Raw genomic sequence first — 21,275 nt, 5'->3', positions numbered from 1 at the left:
GCCTTTTTCATGGTGCGCGCAACGTTCGCACCTTCTTCACGCGTGCGCGGCAGCCTCGAATACTTCGGGCAAACGTTCGAGGAAACGCTCGCCGTCCTCGGCGCCCAGGTTGTAGGCGTGCTGCATCTGCTGCGGGCTCGTGTAGTCCCAACTCGAAATCGGCACCTTCGCCGAAGGCTGCACATACAGGCGCTGCTGCTCGCCGCTGGCTTCACCGCCCGCCCCTCGCGTGTGGTGCTTCACGACGAACATCTGAGGACGCGGATACAGGCGCGTCACCATCACGAGCACGCGGCCCGGCGTATCGTCGAGCGCGCCCACGGGCACATTGTCGACCATGCCGCCGTCGAGCACGGGCCGGCCGTTGCGGCGCAGGACCGGCGTGAAAGGCGGCGTGCAGGAGGACTGCAGCACGAGATCGGCGAGGTCGTCCACGCGCTCGCAATCCTGCGCGACGACGAACTCCGGATGAAAGCCGAGCTTGCGCCCGAGCGTGGGATGCAGCGTCTTGCGGACGTGCTTTTCGATGTTGTACGCAATGAGCCCCGCCGCGACGGCGCTGCGCGCGCCGAGCCAGCGCGGCAGATGCGAAACGCCGATGCGGATCTCGGGCGCATCCTGCAGCCTCTCAAAGTGCGGGCCGTAGATGTCGAGCAGCGCCTGGCGATAAATGCGGTAGTGCGGGAACACCGACTCGCCGCGCAGCAGGTTGCCCCAATAGGCGTTGCGCGTATTGTGCTTGAGCGCTTGCGCGTAATAGCGCATGACCCATTGCGAGTCGCGCACGTAGAGCATGCAGGCGGTGGCCGCGCCCGCCGAAATGCCGGTAATCACGCGCGGGCTAATCCGCAACTCGGGCTGCACGACATCCCAGAACCCCGCCTGCCACCAGCAACGATTGCCGCCGCCAGCAAAGACCACTTGATCGAACATGCGCCCTCTATCTTTCAGATCGTGCCGAAGGCTAGAGCTTAGTCGAGGAGCGCGTAAGTCGAGGTCGCGTGGACGGCCATGCGGCCCTCTTCGTCGTAGAGTTCTATTTCGCCGAACACCAGATTGCGGCCCATGCGCAGCACACGTGCGGTGATCGTCACGTCGCCCTTGCGCACGGCGCGCATGAAATTGGTGTTGAGCGCAACGGTGGTCATGGGCTTGAATTCGCCGAGCGCGGCGGTAATGGCGACGATCATCGCCGTGTCCGCGGCCGCCATGAAGACCTGGCCGCAAATCCCGCCGCCCGAATGACGCAGTTCGCCGGAAAACGGCAGACGCATCGTGGCGCTCTCCTCGGTGACCTCGACCGGCCTCATCCTGAGCGCCTTCACCCACGGCGCCAGCACGCGCTCGAGCAGCGCGTCGATTGCCTTTTCGTCCATCGTCTTATGCCTTCTGGTCTGGAATACATGCCGCGCGGCAAGGTCGCCCGATCGGTCCACCATGCGGTTCGGACAGCGGGATCGGGTGGCACGACGCGGCTCGCCGGCCGGGAATCAGCGCGACGTGGCGACATCATACCGGGACGCATCGCCCATGGCCCAACGCGACATAATTCCGACGCTATGCCGAAACCCCGCCCGCCCTTCGCTGATGGAAGCGCCCACGGCCCAACGACGACTTTTCAGGAATTTTGCGAAAAGGGCTTGCCAACTCTCAAAAAGTCGTGCATAATTTTTTTTCTGTTGGGGGCGTTAGCTCAGTTGGTAGAGCAGCGGACTCTTAATCCGTAGGTCGAGTGTTCGAGTCACTCACGCCCCACCAGCGAATTCATGCAAAAAGCCCGGTCTCTGACCGGGCTTTTTGCTTTTCAGCGCCTGCCTTGACACTGCGCAGGGCGCACACGGTTCGGTTGGCAACCGATTCAAACCACCGCCAATCTGGTTTGCTTCATCCGCACAGCAAGACGCGCCACCACCTTCGATTGCGGCAGCCAACGACCAAACACCTCGAAACCGTCGAGCTGACGCAAAAGCGTATCGACGGTCGCAAGCTGAGCGTGGGTCAAATGATTTTGCTGGAGCAGGGTATGCAGCCGATTGCGCCAATATTCGACGCCCATGACCGGTTCTTCGAAGTCGCCCGCGAGCGAGAGCGGCATCACGCGTGCAATGTGCGCGATTTCTTGTTCGACAAATGTCATGGTGCACCCCGTATGGACGACAGTGTTTCTTTTCGTATGACGGTACTGTAGGACGATGACGGGGCGACGCCAGCCTACTCGAACGGATAGGTGCAAATCTGTCGCAAAATGCGTGTATTGGCACGCATCATGCTTATCGCTTATGCGCCGCGACAACCGTGGTGCAAGTGTTTTAGGACTGCTCCGATGTGGATTTCCTGACATACATCAGATGATGGTGCCATCAAAAACACTTGGGCAGTTGTCATGCACGGGCATCCCACGGACAAACTCGTCGCCGGCGCAATCGTCGGCGCAATCCTCACCGCGCTTCTCGTTGTGCTGCTGGTCTGGGCCGATTTTCCATCTGATCGCCATTACGGCGCACTTGTCCGGCTAGCCGTGCCGGCCCTGATTTCGGCGTGCCTGTTGTTCCCGCGTCCGCTGCTCCACCGGACAGTGCTGCGCGAGCGGCGCGACGCCGGCATGCTCGATGAAGACCTGAATCTGCTGCTCGTCGGCCGCGCGCTCGGTCTGGTCGGCGGCCTGATCTTCGGCATCTCGCTCGCGTCCGAAATCCTCTGACGCCCCATGCGGGCGCGCCCCCGGATTAGAGAAACGGCTTGCCGTCCACCTGCTCGTAGACGACGTTGCCGTCGTCGTCTTCGAACTGCTCGAGGTAATTGCGGGCGCCGCACAGCGGGCAACGGAACAGAGGCCCTTGGCCCTCGTTCTTGATCACCACCTCGCTCTGCTCCCACGGGGTGCCGCACGACTGATTGCGGCAGACGAATGTGTTCGACATGCAAACTCTCCTTGCTGTTACGGGTGCAAAGCCTACAGCATGCGGGCCGTGCGCGCCGCATTTTTCCACGCGCCGCTCTCCGCATTGCTCTGCTGTTGTTCCTCGTCTGTTCCTTTTCTGAACAGCGTCGCGCCGCGCTGTTCCGCCACGGCACAACACACGCCTGCGCTCTCGCATCGCGTAGCGGCGCCTGACGCCGCTTTTTGCCCCCGACGGTCCCTCAAACGCCCGCCGCACCGTGGTTGCGTGCTCACTGGCATGGTTCTGGCGTTAATGCGCTCCGGTTGCGCGGCCGTCAGCACCATCAGCACATGAGGACCGCGCACGTCCATATCGATAGAGACAAGCGAGGAGCACGCAGATGAATCACGCAGACATGCAGTTTTTGAACACCGAATTCCCCTACAAGAAGCAATACGGCAACTTCATCGGCGGCGAATGGGTGGCGCCGCTCGGCGGCGAATATTTCGACGATATTTCGCCTATCACCGGCCATCCGTTCACCTCGATTCCGCGCTCGCGCGAAGCCGATGTCGAACTCGCGCTCGACGCCGCGCACAAGGCCAAGGCTGCGTGGGGCAGGACCTCGTCGACTGAGCGCGCCAACATCCTCAATCGCATCGCCGATCGTCTCGAACAAAACCTGCAAAAGCTCGCAGTAGCCGAAACCATCGATAACGGCAAACCGCTGCGCGAGACGCTCGCCGCCGACATTCCGCTCGCCATCGACCATTTCCGCTACTTCGCGAGTTGCGTGCGCGCGCAGGAAGGCGGCATCTCGGAAATCGATCACGACACCGTCGCTTACCACTTTCACGAGCCGCTCGGCGTGGTGGGCCAGATCATCCCGTGGAACTTTCCAATCCTGATGGCCGCCTGGAAGCTCGCGCCCGCACTCGCCGCCGGCAATTGCGTGGTGCTCAAACCCGCCGAGCAGACGCCCGCCTCGCTGCTCGTACTCGCGGAACTGATTCAGGATCTGCTGCCGCCGGGCGTGCTCAACGTGGTGAACGGCTTCGGCCTCGAAGCGGGCAAGCCGCTCGCATCGAGCCGCCGCATCGCCAAGATCGCCTTCACCGGCGAGACCACCACGGGCCGCCTGATCATGCAGTACGCGAGCCAGAACATCATTCCCGTGACGCTGGAACTGGGCGGCAAGAGCCCGAACATCTTCTTCGCCGACGTGCTCGATCACGACGACAGCTACTTCGACAAGGCGCTAGAAGGTTTCGCGATGTTCGCGCTCAACCAGGGCGAGGTGTGCACCTGCCCGTCACGCGTGCTGATCGACGAGAAGATCTACGACCGTTTCATGGAGCGCGCGCTCAAGCGCGTGGCCGCGATCCAGCAAGGCCACCCGCTCGACCCGAAGACGATGATCGGCGCACAGGCCTCGCAGGAGCAACTGGAGAAGATTCTCTCGTACGTGGACCTCGGCAAGCAGGAAGGCGCTCAATGCCTGATCGGCGGCGAGCGCAACAAGCTGGCCGGCGAACTCGGCGACGGCTACTACGTGAAGCCCACGGTTTTCCGCGGCCACAACAAGATGCGCATCTTCCAGGAAGAGATCTTCGGCCCGGTCGTTTCGGTGACGACCTTCAAGACCGAAGAAGAAGCGCTGGAAATTGCCAACGACACGCTTTATGGCCTCGGCGCCGGTATCTGGACGCGTGACGGCACGCGCGCGTATCGCTTCGGCCGCGAGATTCAGGCGGGGCGCGTGTGGACCAACTGCTATCACGCGTATCCGGCGCACGCAGCGTTCGGCGGTTACAAGCAGTCGGGCATCGGCCGCGAAAACCACAAGATGATGCTCGATCACTATCAGCAGACGAAGAACCTGCTTGTCAGCTATAGCGACAAGCCGCTGGGCTTCTTCTGATTCCGATAGCGATCGCGATCATGATCGCCGGGTAGCCAGACCGGCCGGGATGAGCAGTCTTCCCGGCCGGTCTGGCGCCGAAGCACGGAGGACTCACCACATGGTTGCACGCGTTACCGCCACGCCGGCCGCGCTCGCATTGATCGGGCAGCTAGAACGCGAGCACGGCCCCCTGCTCTTTCATCAATCGGGCGGCTGCTGCGACGGCAGCGCGCCCATGTGTTTTCCCGCTGGCGAGTTCATGGTCGGCGGCGCCGACGTGCAACTCGGCGAGATCGGCGGGATGCCGTTCTATATGACCGAAGCGCAGTTCGAGTACTGGCAGCATACGCAGCTCATCATCGACGCCGTACCGGGCAATGGCGGCATGTTCTCGCTGGAACGGCCCACGGGGCTGCGCTTTCTCACGCGTTCGCGGCTTTACGACGACGACGAGCATGCGTGGCTCGAAGCGCATCCGGTGAGACGAGTCAGCCTGTGAGTCCCCTGGAGCTTTAGCGGCGCATGCATCCCGCGTGCCAGATCCAGGAAAGGACATCTCTCCAAACACAGTGCTATCTTGGAGCGGATCAACCTGCGCGGCCCGGCCGGCCGTCGAACCTGGAGACGCCATCATGCAACACCGCGAAGTAAAGCTCGTCACCCTCGATCAGCTAGATCTGCTTGCCGTCGGCCACGTGGGCCCATACATGAAGATTGGCGACGCGTTCTATACGCTCGCGCAATGGCTCAGCGAGCGCAAGGTGCGCACGTCGGGCGCGCGCATGGTCGGCATCTATTACGACGATCCCAATCAGGTGGAGGCATCGAAGCTGCGCTCGAAAGCGGCCATTCATCTGGAGCAGCCGACGGATGTCGACATCATCGCGCCCGTCGAGAAAATCCATCTGCGCGGCGGTGAGCACGCGATGCTGCTGCACAAGGGTCCGTATGAAGGCCTCGGCGATTCGTGGATGTGGTTCTACAACGACTGGCTGCCGAAGTCCGGGCGCAAGGCCGATTTTTCGACGCCATCGTTCGAAATCTATTTGAATACGCCGGACGAAGTGGCGCCCGACGATTTACGCACGGAGTTGTATATCCGGTTGATTTGATCGGATGGCTCAATGCCGCCGGTCCAGGCTGTTCCGGCGGCTGGAGCCACTTCCGGTGCGAGGCTTCTAAGGTTTTTTTAACTTATGTATACGTAAACGTAGTAATAGTTAACAAGCCCCTGGGTTTCCTGTGGATAACCGGGAAAAACCGTTGAGTAAACAAGGTGGTGGGAAATTCATAACCCTGCGGGCGTTTCAAGGACAACGCTGGACTGCTGCTGGCAACTTTTCCCTGTTTTTCTGTGCCGCAAAGTTATCCCCGATTCGTGCACAGTGATTTCCAGGGCTTTTCCTTGGGTTATCCGCAGAGGTCTGTGGATAGTTGCCGTGCGCGCCCCAACCGGCTCGGCGCGCGTCCGCCCGTTGTTCAAAATCAATTCGAGAGCGCCGCGACGCCACGACAATAAGCGGCTCCGCATCTTCACGTCTCGTTGTGTCCGGCCTGCGTCGTCAGGCGGCCCGCAGGGGCGTTTCCAACCATGGCAATCTCCAACACCGGGGCTTCCGGGCCGTTAATCCCCGGCGACCTGTTCGCAGCTGCCGAGGCCGCCTGGCATCGCGGCGAAACTGCAGCCGCGCGCGCGATATGCGAGCGGCTTGTCGCCGCGAATCCTCACGATGCCGATGCACTGCACCTTGCCGGCCTGCTCAAGTTGGACCGGGACCGTTCGGCAGCGCGTGCACTGATTGGCCGCGCGCTCGCGGTGCGTGAGAGTCCGGCTTTTCTCGTGAGCCTGGCCCTGACTTGCCGCTCCGCAGCCGAGCGCAGCATGGCGATTCATGCACTGAGCCGCGCGATCGAGTTGCAGCCGGATTTCCCCATCGCGCTAAACAATCTCGGCCACCTCTACGGCGAGCAGGGAGAGCCTGAACAGGCGTCGCGCCTCTTCGAGCGCGCGATTGCCCTGGCGCCCGATCATCCCGGCATCCACTTCAACTACGGGACCATGTTGTTGAACGCCGGAGAGCCGGCGCGCGCCGCGGCCGTGCTGCGACGCACGGTGGAGATCGCGCCATCCCAGGCGAATGCCTGGAACAACCTCGGCAAAGCCTTGCTGGCGATGAATCGCAACACCGAAGCGCGGGCCGTGCTCGAACGCGCCCGCGAGCTCGCGCCGAATTCTGTCGAAGTGCTCACGAATCTGGGCTGTGTCTTGTGGGGCGAGGGCCGCATCGACGAGGCGAAGTCGGCACTCGAACGCGCGCTCGAACTCGACCCGCGCCGAGTGTCCGCATGGAACAACCTCGGCAACGTCTTCATGAGCCGCGGCCGCATCGACGAAGCGCGAGCGGTGTTTACCCGCGCCATCGAACTGAAACCCGATTTCGCCGAAGCGCACATCAATCTCGGCAACGTCATGAGCAAGAGCGGCTGCATCGAGGCGTCCATTGCATGCTATCGCCGGGCGATGGCATGCGATCCCGCCAATATCGGCGCCAACAGCAACCTGCTATTCGCGCTGATGTTCGCCGCCGACGACGCTCACGCGGTTCGCGTAGAGGCCGAGCAGTTCTCGGCGCGGCACGAGGCGGCGTTGCTTGCCGCGAGCGCGAACGCACACCATGCGAACGCGCCGGAGCCCGAACGGCGGCTGCGCATCGGCTATGTCTCGCCCGATTTTCGCAACCACTGCCAGTCGCTCTTCACGATGCCGTTATTGCGTCATCACGATCACGCGGCGTTCGAGATCGTCTGCTATGCGTTGAGCGCTCAGCACGACGATGTGACCGGGCGACTCATGAAGCTCGCCGACGTATGGCGCGACGTTCGCGATTTCGACGACGCGCGCCTTGCACAGCAGATTCGCGACGATCGAATCGACATACTCGTCGACCTCACGATGCACATGGGCGGCGCGCGGCGCCTGGTGTTCGCGCGGCGGCCCGCGCCCGTGCAGGTGGCGTGGCTCGCCTACCCGGGGACGACCGGCAGCCCGTCGATCGGATGGCGGCTCACCGATCCGTGGCTCGACCCGGTGGAAATGCCGAACGTCGACGGCCAGTACACGGAACGGTCAGTGCGCCTCCCCGATGCGTTCTGGTGCTACGACGCGCTTTCTCAGGGGCTGGAACCGGGCGCGTTGCCGGTAGTTTCAGCACATTCGGCTGGGCACATTATGTTCGGATGTCTGAACAACCCCTGCAAGCTCACCGGCGCGACGCTGGCGCTTTGGTCCGGTGTGTTCGCCGCGCTGCCCCACGCTCGCCTCATCTTGATGGCGCCACCCGGCAGCGCGCGCGAGCGGCTCGCGACGCGTCTTGCGGCGCATGGCATCGAGGCTGAGCGTGTGCGCTTCCCTTGCTCAGCCGCATGGAGACCGAGGTCGCACTGGCAAGAGATGCAACCGGCGGCGAAGAACTTCTGAGCGTCTACGAAACCTTGCTCGATCGGCTCAACGAACACATCGACGCGTGCACGGAGATTTTGCGGTGTCTGCGCCCTCCGATTGCGGGGAAAATCCATAAATTCCATTGGCAATTTCTTGACGCCACCGCGTTGCCCGGGTGGAAGGCGTTTCAAGAGGAGGTGATCAAGAGGTATCGCGATCCGTGTCTTGGGGTGCTGGTGAACGAGCTGAAACACGCGAGCGGGCATTTGACGTTGTGCAACGCGAGCACGCCGGATGGTCCGATTTGCGGGTTTTTTCTAAACGGTGCTTATCCGGCGGGCGCCATTGGGCCAAACAGGAAGCTTCACAAATCGAAAGACAAGATGCAGACCGCCTTCTCATTCAGAAGAGACATGATGATGAATTTCTGGCTCGTTTATCGGGTTGGGGAGGCTGTCGCTCGATGCGTCGAGGACACGATTCAGAGCGATTATCAGCAGGATGTCGCCGAGGTTCCGCCATCCAAGCCTTCGCCTGAGTGGGCCACGCTTTGCGAAGAATGCGCTGGTCTTAAAGGAGCTTTCTTTCCAGACGAGGAAGCGATGGTTCGGCCGATCATAGTCGTCCCCAAAGACGCCTCCTCACTGACGGTCAAGCTTGGGCCTGGTCGCGTCTCCCGCCAGCGTCGGCCGATGGAGGTGAAGGTGGTCATGACGATCCGGGAGGGCACCCCGTCCTACGTCATGCCGTATTTTGCGGCGGCGGACACTGGACCGCGGCGCTGATTCGGGCCATGAGTTGGGCGACACATGAGTTGGTAGGATGGCACCGGCTGGCGCGAATAGCCCGCGCTCTAGGCCCTTGGTCGAGTAGAGTGGGGGGCGCGACTTTGCCGCGCTCTAAAACCTTTCTCATTGTTCGGTTTGTCGCGCGTCAAGGGTTCGCTGCGCCGGGCGTTGCCCGCCCTTGATCCGAGTTTGCGCGAGCGAAAATCAGGGCCGTTAAGGGCTTGAACCGACACAGCGCAAAACGAGCCGTTGGAGCGACATGTGAACCTGTGGCCTAATTTGTGCTCGCCCCTTCCAAAGGGACGAGTCTAGCGTTTATAAAACGTTCGAGGGGGAGTCGTGGCTATTCCAAACAAGGTCTATCACTATTGCGGGGTCGAGGCGTTTTTGTCGATTTTGAAGAGCGGCCGCCTATGGGTGTCCGACGCAAAAAAGACAAACGATCGGCAAGAGTCGGAGTGGTTTAAGACTTTGGCTTTTCGGCATTTGGAAGCGCAGTCAAGGAACGACGAGGATCTCAAAGCCATTTTCGACAAGCTCGATTTTCACTTTGAGGTGATTCAAGGCATCAGCGACTATTTCGTGTGCTGCTTTTCCGAAGACAGGGATTCGGTTCCACAATGGGCCGCTTACGCCGAAAGAGGCGCGGGATTTGCAATTGGGTTTGACGTCAACGCGCTTCGAATGGCGGTCGGGGCGCCCTTGTTTGATTCCACCTACTCCGTCCCGCCTGGCGAACAAGGTTCGGCAGAATGGAGTTTCGCATCAGTTTTCTATGGAGATCCGAACATCGAGGACGATAAGATCAAACATTTAAGAATGTTGATCGACATCGAACCGTTGTTCACCGACAAAGACGCTTCCACGGTAGCTTGGGAATACATCGACCGCGTCTGCGCGTTTTGCAAGCACCCCGACTTTTGGACCGAGAGGGAGTGGCGCATTGTCCACAACGCCACCCTTTCGCGACAAAGCGATCGCGTGAACGAGAGCGCCCCCGAAAAGCGTTGGCGACGCGGGCCCTATGGACTCACGCCATATTTCGAAACGCCTGACATTCGGCAATGCATCCGGGATGTCGTGATCGGGCCGGCTAACGTGGACCGCGAGGCCCGCGATTATGTGAGCCAGTTCTTGGAGTCGGTTGGGGTCAAAGCCGAAGTCGACATTTCGAAATCGCCCTATCGTTGAGCCCCGCCCGTCAGGGCGGGGATGGTTCGCGAAGTGTCAGATTCTGCCTCAGCCTAGCGCTTGTGCGGCGTGAAAAATTGAATTTGCTCAATTTTGCTCTTGTCGAGCTTTCGCCAGTCGACTGTGAACTCGCGCTCACGCAGCCAGTTTGCGCTGTGCTCGGAGGGCCCAGCGATGATCGCGTCAGCGGGCGCGACGACGTTAAGAATTACGCCGCCTTCGCCGGTGTTGTTCAACCCGCTCGCGAACATGCGGGCGGTCTCTCTTTGATCGCTCCATGCAGTCCCGATTCTTCCGCCCTGAAAGCGGTCTCTGTTCTCGCCTCGATAGAGGACAAGATGCGGTCCCTCATACCGAGGCAACCAGACCCAAAGCATGTTCATCAGCAAATCGTCGTCGGCAACGAGTTCTCGAATGCGGTGGCCGGAGACATGCCATTGTGTGTGGAAGCTGTCCGCGATTTCTGGCTCTTTGGGCGGGCAGGCAGAGAGGTCGTGAATCAGCGCGCGCCACTGAGCCCGATGTTTCTCAACATCGCGGCTTCGAATGAGTGGCATGTATTCCTTGCCTTCCAGAATATGCCTTAAAAGAGACGGGTAGCCTCCTTGGGTCATCTGGCGTCAACGGGCGCCGTCCAACCGGACATTTCCTCCGTCAAAACAAAGCGAAGGTCGGCCGCGGACATCGACCGAACTTGGGCCGGTAACCATTTGAACTTGTGCACGACATAAAAATGTATTGCTTCCATGCCTTCGAGGTGCTTGTATCCCTCGCGCTCGGCAAGCGTGTCGCCGAAAACCGCCAACATATAAGCCAGATTGCCTTCTGCCTCGTTCAGGCGTTTCAAGATTTCATATCGCTCTTTGCTCATTTGACTCATCTTTGTCGTCATGTGGGGGCGGTAATTCAAAACGTCAGAGGCAGCTTCACGTCGAATCGGGCAAGCGTGGCCTTCAATTCGACAAGCGGCTTCGCGTGCTGGTAGTTCGCGAAGTGCGGCGAACTGAAATCGACCTTCGCTTGGTCATAGTGTCCCACGAGTGCCATCAACATGGCCGGATGGATGTGCAATTCCGTCATCCGGTTGATGAATGTGTGCCGGAAGCTGTGGAAGACCTTTCGATCATCCGTTATTTCGCGTTCGTCCAGATAAGTGATAAAGATGGGGCAACTTGTGCATCGAGCAGATGGCTCACCAAGTGGCTCACCGCGCGCCAAAACGAAAAAGCCCGCAACTCGTGAGAGTGCGGGCATTCGCGTTGAATATGGTGGCGAATCAGCAACTCGAACCCCAGACCCGCGAATTGGACTCCGAAGTTCGATTCCTCCCAACGTCGCGCGTGATGTTCGACAGGTAGGCTAGTTGCACCAACTTTGTCGCCCAGCCGCACAACTTCGTCGCCGGTCGCGCCAACTCTGGAGCCCTACAAAAACCACGCGGACAACTTCTTGAGATTTAAGACGTCTTTTCTGCAAGACAACAACAATCAAACATCAATATTGCCTGCCCTTAGCGCATTGCTTTCAATAAACGCGCGACGCGGCTCCACATCATCGCCCATCAGCGTGGTGAAAATGCCATCGGCGGCAATCGCATCTTCAATCTGCACGCGCAGCAAACGCCGCACGGCCGGGTCCATCGTCGTTTCCCAAAGCTGCCCGGGGTTCATCTCGCCGAGCCCCTTGTAACGCTGCTTCGAGACGTTGCGCTCGGCATCCGCGATCAACCACTTCATGGCGCTCTTGAAGTCGGTGACGGCCATGCTGCGCTCGCCGCGCTTGATGAACGCGTTCTTGCCGATCAAGCCCTTGAACGTATTGGCCGTGTTCACGAGCTGCTGATAATCGGCGGTGAGCTGGAATTCCTCGTCGATGACCGAGACCTTCACGTTGCCGTGATGGCGGCGCTCCACGCGCAGCGAACGTTGCTCGCGCACCGGGTCGTACATCGGCACCACCGTGACTTCGGGCTTCAGCGGGTCGTCGCGCAGTTGCGCTTCGAGCGCACGCGCCGATGCCTCGGTCGATGCCTCGCTCGACAGGTCGATCGCCACGCCGTCCATGATCGCCTCGAGCGCACGCACGTCGTACAGGCGGCTCAGGCGGTCCACCACGCCGCGCGCGAGCTGGTACGAGCGCGCGAGTTCGCCGAGCGCGTCGCCCGAGATCGGCGTTGCGCCTTCGCTCGGCACGAGTTCCGAGCCTTGCAACGCGAGACGCAGCATGTGCGCATTGAGATCGGCGTCGTCCTTGAGGTAGCGCTCGTCCTTGCCGGCCTTGAGCTTGTAGAGCGGCGGCTGCGCGATGTATACGTAGCCGCGCTCGATCATGTCCGGCATCTGGCGATAGAAGAACGTGAGCAGCAGCGTGCGGATGTGCGCGCCGTCCACGTCCGCGTCGGTCATGATGATGATGCGGTGATAGCGCAGCTTTTCCAGGTTGTAGTCGTCTTTGCCGATGCCGCAGCCAAGCGCGGTGATCAGCGTGACGATCTGCTCGCTGGAGAGCAGCTTGTCGTAGCGCGCCTTTTCGACGTTCAGCACCTTGCCGCGCAGCGGCAGGATGGCCTGGAATTTACGGTCGCGGCCTTGCTTGGCCGAACCGCCTGCAGAGTCGCCCTCGACGATATAGACCTCCGACTTCGCCGGGTCCTTCTCCTGGCAGTCCGCGAGCTTGCCCGGCAGGCCCACGCCGTCGAGCACGCCCTTGCGGCGCGTCATTTCGCGCGCCTTGCGCGCAGCGTCGCGCGCACGCGCGGCGTCGACGATCTTGCCGCAAATGGTCTTGGCGTCGTTCGGCGTTTCGAGCAGGAACTCTTCCAGCGCCTTCGCCACGACTTCTTCCACGGGCGCGCGCACTTCGGACGACACCAGCTTGTCCTTCGTCTGCGAGCTGAACTTCGGCTCCGGCACCTTCACCGAAAGCACGCACGACAGACCTTCGCGCATGTCGTCGCCCGAGGTCTCGACCTTGGCTTTCTTGGCGATTTCGTTATCGGCGATGTACTTGTTGATCACGCGCGTCATTGCCGCGCGCAAGCCGGTCAAGTGCGTGCCGCCGTCGCGCTGCGGGATGTTGTTCGTGAAGCACAGCACGCTTTCGTTGTAGCTGTCGTTCCACTGCATCGCGACTTCCACGCCCACGCCGTCTTTCTCGTTCTGGACATAAAAGATGTTCGGGTGCAGGACGGTCTTGGCCTTGTTGATGTATTCGACAAAGCCCTTCACGCCGCCCGCGAACGCGAAATCGTCTTCCTTGCCCGTGCGCTGGTCGGTCAGGCGAATGCGCACGCCGTTGTTCAGGAACGAGAGTTCGCGAATGCGCTTGGCGAGAATGTCGTAGTGGTACTCGACGCTGCCGAAGATGGTTTCGTCGGCCATGAAATGCACTTCGGTGCCGCGGTTTTCCGTGTCGCCCAGCAGCTGCATCGGCGAAATGGTATGACCGTCGCGCTCTTCGAGAATACGGTTCTGCGGCACGCCACGGTGAAATTCCATGAAGTACTTCTTGCCGTTGCGGCGCACGGTGAGGCGCAGGAAGCTCGAGAGCGCGTTCACGCACGAGACGCCCACGCCGTGCAGGCCGCCCGAGACCTTGTAGCTGTTCTGGTCGAACTTGCCGCCCGCGTGCAGCTCGGTCATCACGATTTCGGCGGCGCTGCGCTTCGGATCGTGCTTGTCGTCCATCTTCACGTCCGTGGGAATGCCGCGGCCGTTATCGGTGATCGAGATGGAGTTGTCCGCGTGAATCACCACGTGGATGTCGTTGCAGTAGCCTGCGAGCGCTTCGTCGATGGAGTTGTCGAGCACTTCGAAGACGAGGTGATGCAGACCGGTGCCGTCCGACGTGTCGCCGATGTACATCCCGGGCCGCTTGCGCACTGCCTCCAGTCCTTCGAGGATCTGGATCGACGAGGCGCCATAGCTGTTGTCGGGTTGCGAGTTGTTCGTATCAGTCATGGATTTTTTCCGGTTCTGCTGTACTGCCAGCGTTACTGCTCGAGACTTTTCGAAAAGCCATAAAAACGCCAAAGGGGCGAAGCGCCCCCTGGTGTTCTTCTTCTGTCGCGTTTTTTAAATGCGCATCGGCATCACGACGTATTTGAATTCCTCGTTCTCAGGAATCGTGATGAGCGCACTGGAACTGGCGTCGCCAAGGCTCACTTCCAGCGTGTCCACCTTCAGGTTCGCGAGGACGTCGAGCAGATACGTGACGTTGAACCCGATGTCGATGGTGTCGCCCTGGTAGGCGATTTCCAGCTCTTCCTGCGCCTCTTCCTGATCGGCGTTGGTCGACATGATCTTGAGCTGGCCCGGCTCGATGATGCAGCGCACGCCCTTGAACTTGTCGGACGTGAGAATCGCCGCGCGTTGCAGCGAGCGTTGCAGCTCTTCGCGGCCAATCTGGAAGGTGTTCTTGTGCGCCTTCGGAATCACGCGCTGGAAGTCGGGGAACTTGCCTTCCACGAGCTTCGAGACGAGTTCGACCTGGCCAAACGTGAACTTCACCTGCGTCGAGCCGATGTCGATCTTCAGCGAATCGTCGATGTCTTCGAGCAGGCGCTGGAGTTCGAGAATGGTCTTGCGCGGGATGATGACTTCCTGGCGGGCGAACGAGCCTTCGATCTTCATCGACGAGAACGCGAGGCGGTGGCCGTCGGTGGCGACCGCCATCAGCTGGTCGCCGTCCACGACGAGCAGCATGCCGTTCAGGTAGTAGCGGATGTCCTGCTGCGCCATCGCGAAGTAGACCATGCCGAGCAGTTGGCGGAAGGTCTTCTGCGGCACCGAGAGGTTCGCACCGAAGTCCTTGGCCTGCGCCACCGTGGGGAACTCGTCCGCGGCGAGCGTTTGCAGCGCGAAGCGGCTCTTGCCCGACTGCACCGTGAGGCGTTTGTCCGCAAGCGTGAGCGTGACCTGGCCGTCGGGCATCGCGCGCAGGATGTCGAGCAGCTTGCGCGCCGCGACCGTCGTGGCCACCTGGTCGTTGCCGACGCCGAAGTCGGCGGTCGTGGTGATCTGCAACTCGAGGTCGGTCGACAGGAACGAGACGTCGGAACCGGTTTTGGTGATCAGCAGATTGGCGAGGATCGGCAACGTATGGCGGCGTTCGACAATGCCGCTCACCGTTTGCAGCGGCCTCAGCAGGTTATCGCGTTCGGTCTTGACCAGTTGCATAGAGTTCCTTCGTTGATGTGACGGTCTGCGCACCCCGTCCAGGGCTGGCATCCGGCGTTCACCTGGTGTTCAGCCGGCGCTACAAACCCTGGAGCCGCCCTGCAGCGCAGGCCGCGGCGTGAAAGCCGCGCGGGCGGCCTGGCCGCCGCGCGGATAAACCCATATTGTGCCTGAAAACGGACCGCTCCCCTAAATTGGGGGCGATCCGCAAAATAAACAGATCGGCCGCGCCGGTGTTGCGGCGATTTTGCAGCGGCCTGTCAGCCCTTGAGGGTCTGCTCGAGCACGTGCAGCTCGTGATTGAGCTGGGCGTCCTTGGTGCGCTCGTCGGCAATCTTGCGCACGGCGTGCAGCACCGTCGTGTGATCGCGCCCGCCGAACAGCTCGCCGATTTCCGGCAGGCTTTTCTGCGTGAGCTCCTTGGCCAGGTACATGGCGATCTGGCGCGGCCGCGCGATGTTCGCGGGGCGCTTTTTCGAGTACATGTCCGCGACTTTGATGCTGTAGAAGTCGGCGACCGTCTTCTGGATGTTTTCCACCGAAATCTGGCGGTTCTGCACCGTCAACAGGTCCTTGAGCGCTTCCTTGGTCAGCTCGATCGAAATCTCGCGGCCATGGAACTTCGAGTACGCGAGGATCTTGCGCAGCGCGCCTTCGAGTTCGCGCACGTTCGAGCGCAGATGCTTGGCGACGAAGAACGCCACGTCCTCGTTCAGGCTCACGCCTTCCGACTGCGCCTTGCGCATCAGGATCGCCACGCGCATTTCCAGCTCGGGTGGCTCGATCGCCACGGTCAGGCCCGAGTCGAAGCGCGAGATCAGGCGGTCGTCGATACCCGAGATTTCCTTCGGATACGTGTCGCTCGTGATGATTACCTGCGCCTTGTTGGCGACCAGCGCCTCGAATGCGTAGAAAAACTCTTCCTGCGTGCGCGACTTGCCCGAAAAGAACTGAATATCGTCGATCAGCAGCAGATCGAGCGAATGGTAGTAGCGCTTGAAGTCGTCGAACGCCTTGCGCTGGTACGCCTTCACCACGTCGGAGACGTACTGCTCCGCGTGGATGTAGCGGATGCGCGCGCCCGGCTTGTCGATCAGGAGCTGATTGCCGATTGCGTGGATCAGGTGAGTCTTGCCGAGGCCCACGCCGCCGTAAAGGAACAGCGGGTTGTACGAAATGCCGGGGTTGTCGGCCACCTGGATGGCCGCCGCGCGCGCAAGCTGGTTCGCCTTACCCGTCACGAAATTATCGAACGTGAGCACCGGGTTGAGCTTCGAGCGCTCATAAGTGGGGTCGGGTTCTCCATTCGCTGCGGCTGCTGCAGCCGCGCTCTGGCCGGGCCGCCAGCCACGGCGACCGGCCGCGGCTTCATTGGCGTCAAGGCTGGGCAAATCGAGGTCGGCGGCGTCTTCGGTAGCTTGTGCAGCAGCGTGCGACATACCCGCGAGGCCCGCCAAAGCCGCCGCACCAGGGCTTGTCTGGGACATGACGGCCTGACTGGCCACGTGAGCGGCAACATGAGCGGCTTCGGCCTGCATGGCGGCCGCCAGCGGCGCGCGCGGCGCCGGTGCGCTTGCTGCCTGCGGGGCGCGCATGCCTGCCTTTGGGTCGAGGACGAACTGCACGTCGACGGGCAGTTGCCAGAAATCGCGGGCCAGATCGGTGATGCGGCCCGAAAACTGGCTCTTGACCCAGTCGAGCTTGAAGCGGTTGGGGGCGGCGATCTGCAGCGTGTTTGCCGCAGCATCGAAGGCAACCGGGGCCAACGGTTTAATCCACGTCACGTACTGCTGGGGCGTCAGCTCGCGCTCCAGCAGTGCGGAACAGTGTTGCCAGAATTCGTTCATCAAGTTGCTGTGGTCGTTTTGTTTGCATGCATTGCGGTCGCGCCGTTCATGTCGCACAAATGCAACGAGGCCCTGACGGGACGACAGCAAATGCTCCGGACGCCCGCGCGGCAAGGGTTTTGCGGCAAGCAGGCGGGCCAGAGCGGCATGCAGGATTCTTGGGATAGCCGAGATTCTAACGCCGAAATCCACTTCCCTGGAAGTTATCCACAGGGACGGATCAACGCATCGCGCGGCGGCCCGTTCATTTGGCGACAGAACAGCGCCGGCAGGAATTCGAGCGTCGCGATGCTCTAACCTATTGACGGCCAACGAAAATCGGGATTAAATAGCGGGTTCCGCGAAAACCAATCCCTTGTACCACCGGCCATTGCTTTTTCCGCGATGCTCGCCGCGGTCAATTCTCAACAAGTGAGAGCAACATGAAACGTACTTACCAACCTTCCGTTACCCGCCGCAAGCGTACCCATGGCTTCCGCGTGCGTATGAAGACCGCCGGTGGCCGCAAAGTGATCAACGCGCGCCGTGCCAAGGGCCGCAAGCGCCTCGCCATCTAAGGCGCGCCGCTTTCCAGTTTTGTCGATAGCACCGCTATCAGCAGAATCGACCACCATCGAAGATAGCGGGCCTGACGTGAAACTGTCGGAACAAGCGGACGACGCGCGCACCACCTTGTTGCGAACGCAGGCCGCTTTCCCGAAAGCCGCAAGGCTACTGAAAACGGATGAGTTCTCATCCGTTTTTCGTTTGCGCCCCTGGCGCCGCACCGAGCACTTCGTCGTATACGGGCGGCCCACCGGCAAGGATGCGCGGCTTGGGCTCGTGATCGGCAAGAAGTACGCGCCGCGCGCGGTCACGCGCAACCTGGTGCGCCGCATCGCCCGCGAGGCGTTTCGCGTGCGCCGCGCGCAGTTCGAAGGTTTCGATCTGCTGCTGCGCCTGCACACGAAATTCGATCGCAAGGCGATGCCGGGCGCCTCGTCGCTGCCGCTCAAAGCGTTGTGCCGCACCGAAATCGAGGCTTTGCTCGAGAAGGCGGCCCGTGAAGCCGGAAAGCGCCGCATGCATGAGTCCGGGCCACAAGTGGTCGATCGGCCCGCCGGCTCATGAACACGGCGCATGAATCCAGCAGTCCCGCTGTGCGGACCGCGCCCAACGGCACGGCCCGAGGTTCGTATTCCCATGCGGAGCCGTCCGGCCGCCACGCCATGCAAACGGTACTGATCGCTTTACTGCGCTTCTACAAGCTTGCCGTGAGTCCTCTGCTCGGCAACCGGTGCCGCTTTTACCCTTCCTGTTCGGATTACGCGCGCGAAGCAATCCAGTATCATGGCGCCGCGCGTGGGACTTACCTTGCCGCGAAGCGGCTGTGCCGCTGCCACCCGTTTTCGGCGGGCGGCGTCGATCTGGTCCCTCCCGCATCCCCGAAAAAGCGCTGACGCGCCACTCCATCGACACTGAGACAACGCATGGATATCAAACGCACCGTCCTATGGGTCATCTTCTTCATGTCAGCGGTCATGCTGTTCGACAACTGGCAGCGCGACCATGGACGCCAGTCGATGTTCTTCCCGAGCGCGACGCAAACCCAGCAGAACGCAGCCAGCGGCGCGACGCCGGCAAGTCAGGCCAATGCGGCTAACGCCGCCTCCGACCTGCCGGCCACGAGCGCAGGCCAGGCGCCCGCGACCACGGCCCAGCCTGCCGCAGCGGCCGCGCAACTCGTGCACTTCCGCACCGACGTCTATGACGGCGAGATCGACACGCGCGGCGGCACGCTCACGAAGCTCTCGCTCGTGAAGGAAAGCGCCGACGGCAAGAGCCCCGATCAGTACATGACGCTGTTCGACCACACCAAGGACCACACGTACCTCGCGCGTACGGGCCTGCTGGGTGGCGACTTCCCGAACCACAACGACGTGTACACGGCCGTCAACGGCCCGCGCGAGCTGAGCGGCGACGCCAACTCGTTTCAGGTCAGCCTCGAGTCGCCCGAAAAGGGCGGCGTGAAGGTCACCAAGACCTACACGTTCACGAAGGGCAGCTACGTGATCGGCGTGGACACGAAGGTGCAGAACGTCGGCGGCACGCCCGTTTCGCCCACGCTCTACATGGAGCTCGTGCGCGACAGCGAACCGGTGGAAACGCCGCGCTTCTCGCATACCTTCATCGGCCCGGCGGTGTACTCGAACGAGCATCACTTCCAGAAGATCTCGTTTAGCGACATCGACAAGAACAAAGCCGACTATGTGAACAAGGCCGACAACGGCTGGATCGGCATGGTGCAGCACTACTTCGCGACCGCATGGATTCCGCAGCAAGGCGTCAAGCGTGACATCTACGTCGAGAAGTTCGACGCCAACCTCTACCGCGTCGGCGTGAAGCAGCCGCTCGGCACGATCGCGCCGGGCGCGACCGACAACGTGCAGGCACGCCTCTTTGCCGGTCCGGAAGAAGAGCGCATGCTCGAAAGCATCGCGCCAGGTCTCGAACTCGTGAAGGACTACGGCTGGGTGACGATCATCGCCAAGCCCCTGTTCTGGCTGCTCGAGAAGATCCACAGCTATGTGGGCAACTGGGGCTGGGCAATCGTGCTGCTCACGCTGCTCATCAAGGCCGTGTTCTTCCCGCTCTCCGCCGCGAGCTACAAGTCGATGGCGCGCATGAAGGAGATCACGCCGCGCATGCAGGCGCTGCGCGAGCGCTTCAAGAGCGACCCGCAGAAGATGAACGCGGCGCTCATGGAGCTCTACAAGACCGAGAAGGTAAATCCGTTCGGCGGCTGTCTGCCGGTGGTGATCCAGATCCCGGTGTTCATTTCGCTGTACTGGGTGCTGCTCTCGTCGGTGGAAATGCGCGGCGCGCCGTGGATTCTCTGGATTCACGACCTCTCGCAGCAGGATCCGTTCTTCATCTTGCCGGTCTTGATGGCCGTTTCGATGTTCGTGCAGACCAAGCTGAACCCGACGCCGCCGGACCCCGTCCAGGCCAAGATGATGATGTTCATGCCGATCGCGTTCTCGGTCATGTTCTTCTTCTTCCCGGCCGGCCTCGTGCTCTACTACGTCGTGAACAACGTGCTGTCGATCGCACAGCAGTACTACATCACGCGCATGATGGGCAAGAACAAGGCCGCTCCGAAGAAGGACACTGCCTGAGCCCAGGGGCGGCGTTGAACCGCCGCCCTCGCCTCGCAACGAGGCACGCAAAAAATGAAGCCGCCCGGCTCAAACCGGGCGGCTTTTTTGTTGTTTGCGCCGTGGAGATGAAGGCGTCGCTCGCATGCGACGTTTTGTCTGCTTGCCGCGCCAAAGCGCGGTCAGGCGATACTGATGGCTAGATCTTCTTGCCGGTGCCGTAAAACTGCGAAACCAGCTCTTCAACCAGATAGCGGTGATGCACGCTCAACGCCTCGATCTTCGAAGCCAGTTCGAGCGTTTCCTCGGAAAGCGGATATTTTTCGTCGGGCTTGCGTGGCGAGGGAACGGCGCCCGTGGCGTTGCCCGGCGACGGTCCGTAGTGGAGCCAATGCACATCCACGTCGAACCATTTCGCAAGCGTGTCCAGTTTGTCGCTGGTAGGAATGGTGCGGCCGCTCAGCCACTTGTGAGCAGTTTGTGGAGACACAGGCTGCTCACCGTGATGGCGAAGGTTGAACTTGTTGGCGAGGTCGGTGCTGCCACGCAGCTTCTCCGGGGCGCGCTTCATGGCGAACTTAAGACGTTCGGAAAACGCGGCTTTTTCTTCGATGGTCGGCATGTTTTAAATTGTGCAACCAGCTTTCACCGAAGTTAGCAACCAGTTAAGCTAGACATAGCTCATAAAAGCGACATATCGCCCAAAGATGCAGGTAGCGCAAGAATGTTGCGATGGCGTTAGATGCCCGTTCTGATAAGCATTTTTGTCCGTCGTCAGGACTTTTATTCTCAACATGACCAATTTAGACCAAGACAGATCTTATCTAAATTGAGATAAACACGGAACAATCTTGGCCTAACGGGCGTGGGAGGTCTATGTGTGCCTCGCGTTACAATCCACGCACCTC

At 61.0% G+C, this 21,275-nt stretch carries 21 protein-coding genes, 1 tRNA gene and 1 pseudogene; 12 read left to right on the top strand and 11 right to left on the bottom strand.

Going from position 1 to position 21,275, the window contains the following annotated elements:
* Positions 1–36: 36 nt before the first annotated feature.
* A complete protein-coding gene (locus NH14_RS08100; RefSeq protein WP_035523336.1) occupies positions 37–933 on the bottom strand; it encodes a patatin-like phospholipase family protein in 897 nt (298 codons plus the stop codon).
* 38 nt (positions 934–971) lie between these two features.
* Positions 972–1,376, bottom strand: a complete 405-nt coding sequence (locus NH14_RS08095; protein ID WP_035523333.1) for a PaaI family thioesterase — start codon at positions 1,374–1,376, stop codon at positions 972–974.
* A 306-nt stretch (positions 1,377–1,682) separates the two neighbouring features.
* Between NH14_RS08095 and NH14_RS08090 the strand changes: the two genes are divergently transcribed.
* Positions 1,683–1,758 (top strand) — tRNA-Lys (locus NH14_RS08090).
* Between the two features lie 100 nt (positions 1,759–1,858).
* Here NH14_RS08090 and NH14_RS08085 read toward each other — a convergent pair.
* The gene (locus NH14_RS08085; protein ID WP_176329234.1) at positions 1,859–2,137 is read right to left on the bottom strand and encodes a hypothetical protein; all 279 of its coding nucleotides are present in this window, start codon (positions 2,135–2,137) and stop codon (positions 1,859–1,861) included.
* Between the two features lie 246 nt (positions 2,138–2,383).
* Here NH14_RS08085 and NH14_RS08080 point away from each other — a divergent pair, with 246 nt between their 5' ends.
* Positions 2,384–2,701 carry a hypothetical protein gene (locus NH14_RS08080; protein WP_035523328.1) on the top strand — a complete coding sequence of 106 codons (318 nt, stop codon included), beginning with the start codon at positions 2,384–2,386 and terminating at the stop codon, positions 2,699–2,701.
* A gap of 25 nt (positions 2,702–2,726) precedes the next feature.
* On the opposite strand, the gene NH14_RS08075 is transcribed toward NH14_RS08080, so the two are convergent.
* Positions 2,727–2,921, bottom strand: a complete 195-nt coding sequence (locus tag NH14_RS08075; RefSeq protein WP_035523325.1) for a hypothetical protein — start codon at positions 2,919–2,921, stop codon at positions 2,727–2,729.
* 361 nt (positions 2,922–3,282) lie between these two features.
* On the opposite strand from NH14_RS08075, the gene adh reads away from it, so the two are divergent.
* From adh to NH14_RS08045, 6 genes are all read left to right on the top strand, one after another.
* The gene (gene adh / locus NH14_RS08070; RefSeq protein WP_035523322.1) at positions 3,283–4,803 is read left to right on the top strand and encodes an aldehyde dehydrogenase; all 1,521 of its coding nucleotides are present in this window, start codon (positions 3,283–3,285) and stop codon (positions 4,801–4,803) included.
* A 100-nt stretch (positions 4,804–4,903) separates the two neighbouring features.
* A complete protein-coding gene (locus NH14_RS08065) occupies positions 4,904–5,284 on the top strand; it encodes a DUF779 domain-containing protein (RefSeq protein WP_035523319.1) in 381 nt (126 codons plus the stop codon).
* A 133-nt stretch (positions 5,285–5,417) separates the two neighbouring features.
* On the top strand, positions 5,418–5,897 hold the full coding sequence (locus NH14_RS08060) for an AraC family transcriptional regulator (RefSeq protein ID WP_035523317.1): 480 nt from the start codon (positions 5,418–5,420) through the stop codon (positions 5,895–5,897).
* A 479-nt stretch (positions 5,898–6,376) separates the two neighbouring features.
* Positions 6,377–8,263, top strand: coding sequence for a tetratricopeptide repeat protein (locus tag NH14_RS08055; RefSeq protein ID WP_052147864.1), 1,887 nt, complete (start codon positions 6,377–6,379; stop codon positions 8,261–8,263).
* Positions 8,209–9,012 (top strand): hypothetical protein, encoded by an 804-nt coding sequence (locus tag NH14_RS08050; RefSeq protein ID WP_035523314.1) that lies wholly within the window; start codon positions 8,209–8,211, stop codon positions 9,010–9,012. Before NH14_RS08055 ends, NH14_RS08050 begins: the two co-directional genes overlap by 55 nt.
* 342 nt (positions 9,013–9,354) lie before the next feature.
* Positions 9,355–10,206, top strand: a complete 852-nt coding sequence (locus tag NH14_RS08045; RefSeq protein ID WP_035523311.1) for a DUF2971 domain-containing protein — start codon at positions 9,355–9,357, stop codon at positions 10,204–10,206.
* A gap of 53 nt (positions 10,207–10,259) precedes the next feature.
* Here the strand turns inward: NH14_RS08045 and NH14_RS08040 are convergent, their stop codons facing one another.
* From NH14_RS08040 to dnaA, 6 genes and pseudogenes are all read right to left on the bottom strand, one after another.
* The gene (locus tag NH14_RS08040) at positions 10,260–10,820 is read right to left on the bottom strand and encodes a hypothetical protein (RefSeq protein WP_035523309.1); all 561 of its coding nucleotides are present in this window, start codon (positions 10,818–10,820) and stop codon (positions 10,260–10,262) included.
* Positions 10,817–11,077: a hypothetical protein gene (locus tag NH14_RS08035; RefSeq protein WP_035523928.1), complete on the bottom strand. Its 261-nt coding sequence runs from the start codon at positions 11,075–11,077 to the stop codon at positions 10,817–10,819. The genes NH14_RS08040 and NH14_RS08035 overlap by 4 nt, the downstream gene beginning before the upstream one ends.
* A 35-nt stretch (positions 11,078–11,112) precedes the next feature.
* Positions 11,113–11,367 (bottom strand): annotated as a pseudogene (locus tag NH14_RS08030) (integrase); the annotation flags it as partial.
* Positions 11,368–11,693: 326 nt separating this feature from the next.
* On the bottom strand, positions 11,694–14,165 hold the full coding sequence (gene gyrB / locus NH14_RS08025; RefSeq protein WP_035523305.1) for a DNA topoisomerase (ATP-hydrolyzing) subunit B: 2,472 nt from the start codon (positions 14,163–14,165) through the stop codon (positions 11,694–11,696).
* Positions 14,166–14,279: 114 nt separating this feature from the next.
* Positions 14,280–15,383 carry a DNA polymerase III subunit beta gene (dnaN, locus tag NH14_RS08020; RefSeq protein ID WP_035523302.1) on the bottom strand — a complete coding sequence of 368 codons (1,104 nt, stop codon included), beginning with the start codon at positions 15,381–15,383 and terminating at the stop codon, positions 14,280–14,282.
* Between the two features lie 260 nt (positions 15,384–15,643).
* Positions 15,644–17,230: a chromosomal replication initiator protein DnaA gene (gene dnaA, locus NH14_RS08015; protein WP_035523298.1), complete on the bottom strand. Its 1,587-nt coding sequence runs from the start codon at positions 17,228–17,230 to the stop codon at positions 15,644–15,646.
* 422 nt (positions 17,231–17,652) lie between these two features.
* Between dnaA and rpmH the strand changes: the two genes are divergently transcribed.
* The 4 genes from rpmH (at position 17,653) to yidC (ending at position 20,388) form a co-directional block, all read left to right on the top strand.
* Positions 17,653–17,787, top strand: coding sequence for a 50S ribosomal protein L34 (gene rpmH / locus NH14_RS08010; protein ID WP_004198824.1), 135 nt, complete (start codon positions 17,653–17,655; stop codon positions 17,785–17,787).
* 76 nt (positions 17,788–17,863) lie between these two features.
* Positions 17,864–18,340, top strand: coding sequence for a ribonuclease P protein component (gene rnpA / locus NH14_RS08005; RefSeq protein WP_052147862.1), 477 nt, complete (start codon positions 17,864–17,866; stop codon positions 18,338–18,340).
* Positions 18,341–18,438: 98 nt separating this feature from the next.
* Positions 18,439–18,669, top strand: coding sequence for a membrane protein insertion efficiency factor YidD (gene yidD / locus NH14_RS08000; protein WP_035523295.1), 231 nt, complete (start codon positions 18,439–18,441; stop codon positions 18,667–18,669).
* 30 nt (positions 18,670–18,699) lie between these two features.
* On the top strand, positions 18,700–20,388 hold the full coding sequence (yidC, locus tag NH14_RS07995; protein WP_035523293.1) for a membrane protein insertase YidC: 1,689 nt from the start codon (positions 18,700–18,702) through the stop codon (positions 20,386–20,388).
* A gap of 178 nt (positions 20,389–20,566) precedes the next feature.
* Here the strand turns inward: yidC and NH14_RS07990 are convergent, their stop codons facing one another.
* Complete coding sequence (locus tag NH14_RS07990) at positions 20,567–20,989, bottom strand: transcriptional regulator (RefSeq protein WP_035523290.1); 423 nt, start codon at positions 20,987–20,989, stop codon at positions 20,567–20,569.
* Between the last annotated feature and the right edge of the window lie 286 nt (positions 20,990–21,275).

It is taken from the genome of Paraburkholderia sacchari, assembly GCF_000785435.2.
Lineage (GTDB): Bacteria > Pseudomonadota > Gammaproteobacteria > Burkholderiales > Burkholderiaceae > Paraburkholderia > Paraburkholderia sacchari.
Note: the sequence above shows the minus strand (reverse complement) of the source record. Positions and strands in the feature narration are given on the sequence as shown.

Excerpts from the sequence above, each read along its gene's own strand:
- NH14_RS08100 (WP_035523336.1), bottom strand. The coding sequence starts at position 933 with ATGTTCGATCAAGTGGTCTTTGCTGGCGGCGGCAATCGTTGCTGGTGG.
- NH14_RS08095 (WP_035523333.1), bottom strand. The coding sequence starts at position 1,376 with ATGGACGAAAAGGCAATCGACGCGCTGCTCGAGCGCGTGCTGGCGCCG.
- NH14_RS08085 (WP_176329234.1), bottom strand. The coding sequence starts at position 2,137 with ATGACATTTGTCGAACAAGAAATCGCGCACATTGCACGCGTGATGCCG.
- NH14_RS08080 (WP_035523328.1), top strand. The coding sequence starts at position 2,384 with ATGCACGGGCATCCCACGGACAAACTCGTCGCCGGCGCAATCGTCGGC.
- NH14_RS08075 (WP_035523325.1), bottom strand. The coding sequence starts at position 2,921 with ATGTCGAACACATTCGTCTGCCGCAATCAGTCGTGCGGCACCCCGTGG.
- adh (WP_035523322.1), top strand. The coding sequence starts at position 3,283 with ATGAATCACGCAGACATGCAGTTTTTGAACACCGAATTCCCCTACAAG.
- NH14_RS08065 (WP_035523319.1), top strand. The coding sequence starts at position 4,904 with ATGGTTGCACGCGTTACCGCCACGCCGGCCGCGCTCGCATTGATCGGG.
- NH14_RS08060 (WP_035523317.1), top strand. The coding sequence starts at position 5,418 with ATGCAACACCGCGAAGTAAAGCTCGTCACCCTCGATCAGCTAGATCTG.
- NH14_RS08055 (WP_052147864.1), top strand. The coding sequence starts at position 6,377 with ATGGCAATCTCCAACACCGGGGCTTCCGGGCCGTTAATCCCCGGCGAC.
- NH14_RS08050 (WP_035523314.1), top strand. The coding sequence starts at position 8,209 with ATGGAGACCGAGGTCGCACTGGCAAGAGATGCAACCGGCGGCGAAGAA.
- NH14_RS08040 (WP_035523309.1), bottom strand. The coding sequence starts at position 10,820 with ATGACCCAAGGAGGCTACCCGTCTCTTTTAAGGCATATTCTGGAAGGC.
- NH14_RS08035 (WP_035523928.1), bottom strand. The coding sequence starts at position 11,077 with ATGAGCAAAGAGCGATATGAAATCTTGAAACGCCTGAACGAGGCAGAA.
- gyrB (WP_035523305.1), bottom strand. The coding sequence starts at position 14,165 with ATGACTGATACGAACAACTCGCAACCCGACAACAGCTATGGCGCCTCG.
- dnaN (WP_035523302.1), bottom strand. The coding sequence starts at position 15,383 with ATGCAACTGGTCAAGACCGAACGCGATAACCTGCTGAGGCCGCTGCAA.
- dnaA (WP_035523298.1), bottom strand. The coding sequence starts at position 17,230 with ATGAACGAATTCTGGCAACACTGTTCCGCACTGCTGGAGCGCGAGCTG.
- rpmH (WP_004198824.1), top strand. The coding sequence starts at position 17,653 with ATGAAACGTACTTACCAACCTTCCGTTACCCGCCGCAAGCGTACCCAT.
- yidD (WP_035523295.1), top strand. The coding sequence starts at position 18,439 with ATGCAAACGGTACTGATCGCTTTACTGCGCTTCTACAAGCTTGCCGTG.
- yidC (WP_035523293.1), top strand. The coding sequence starts at position 18,700 with ATGGATATCAAACGCACCGTCCTATGGGTCATCTTCTTCATGTCAGCG.
- NH14_RS07990 (WP_035523290.1), bottom strand. The coding sequence starts at position 20,989 with ATGCCGACCATCGAAGAAAAAGCCGCGTTTTCCGAACGTCTTAAGTTC.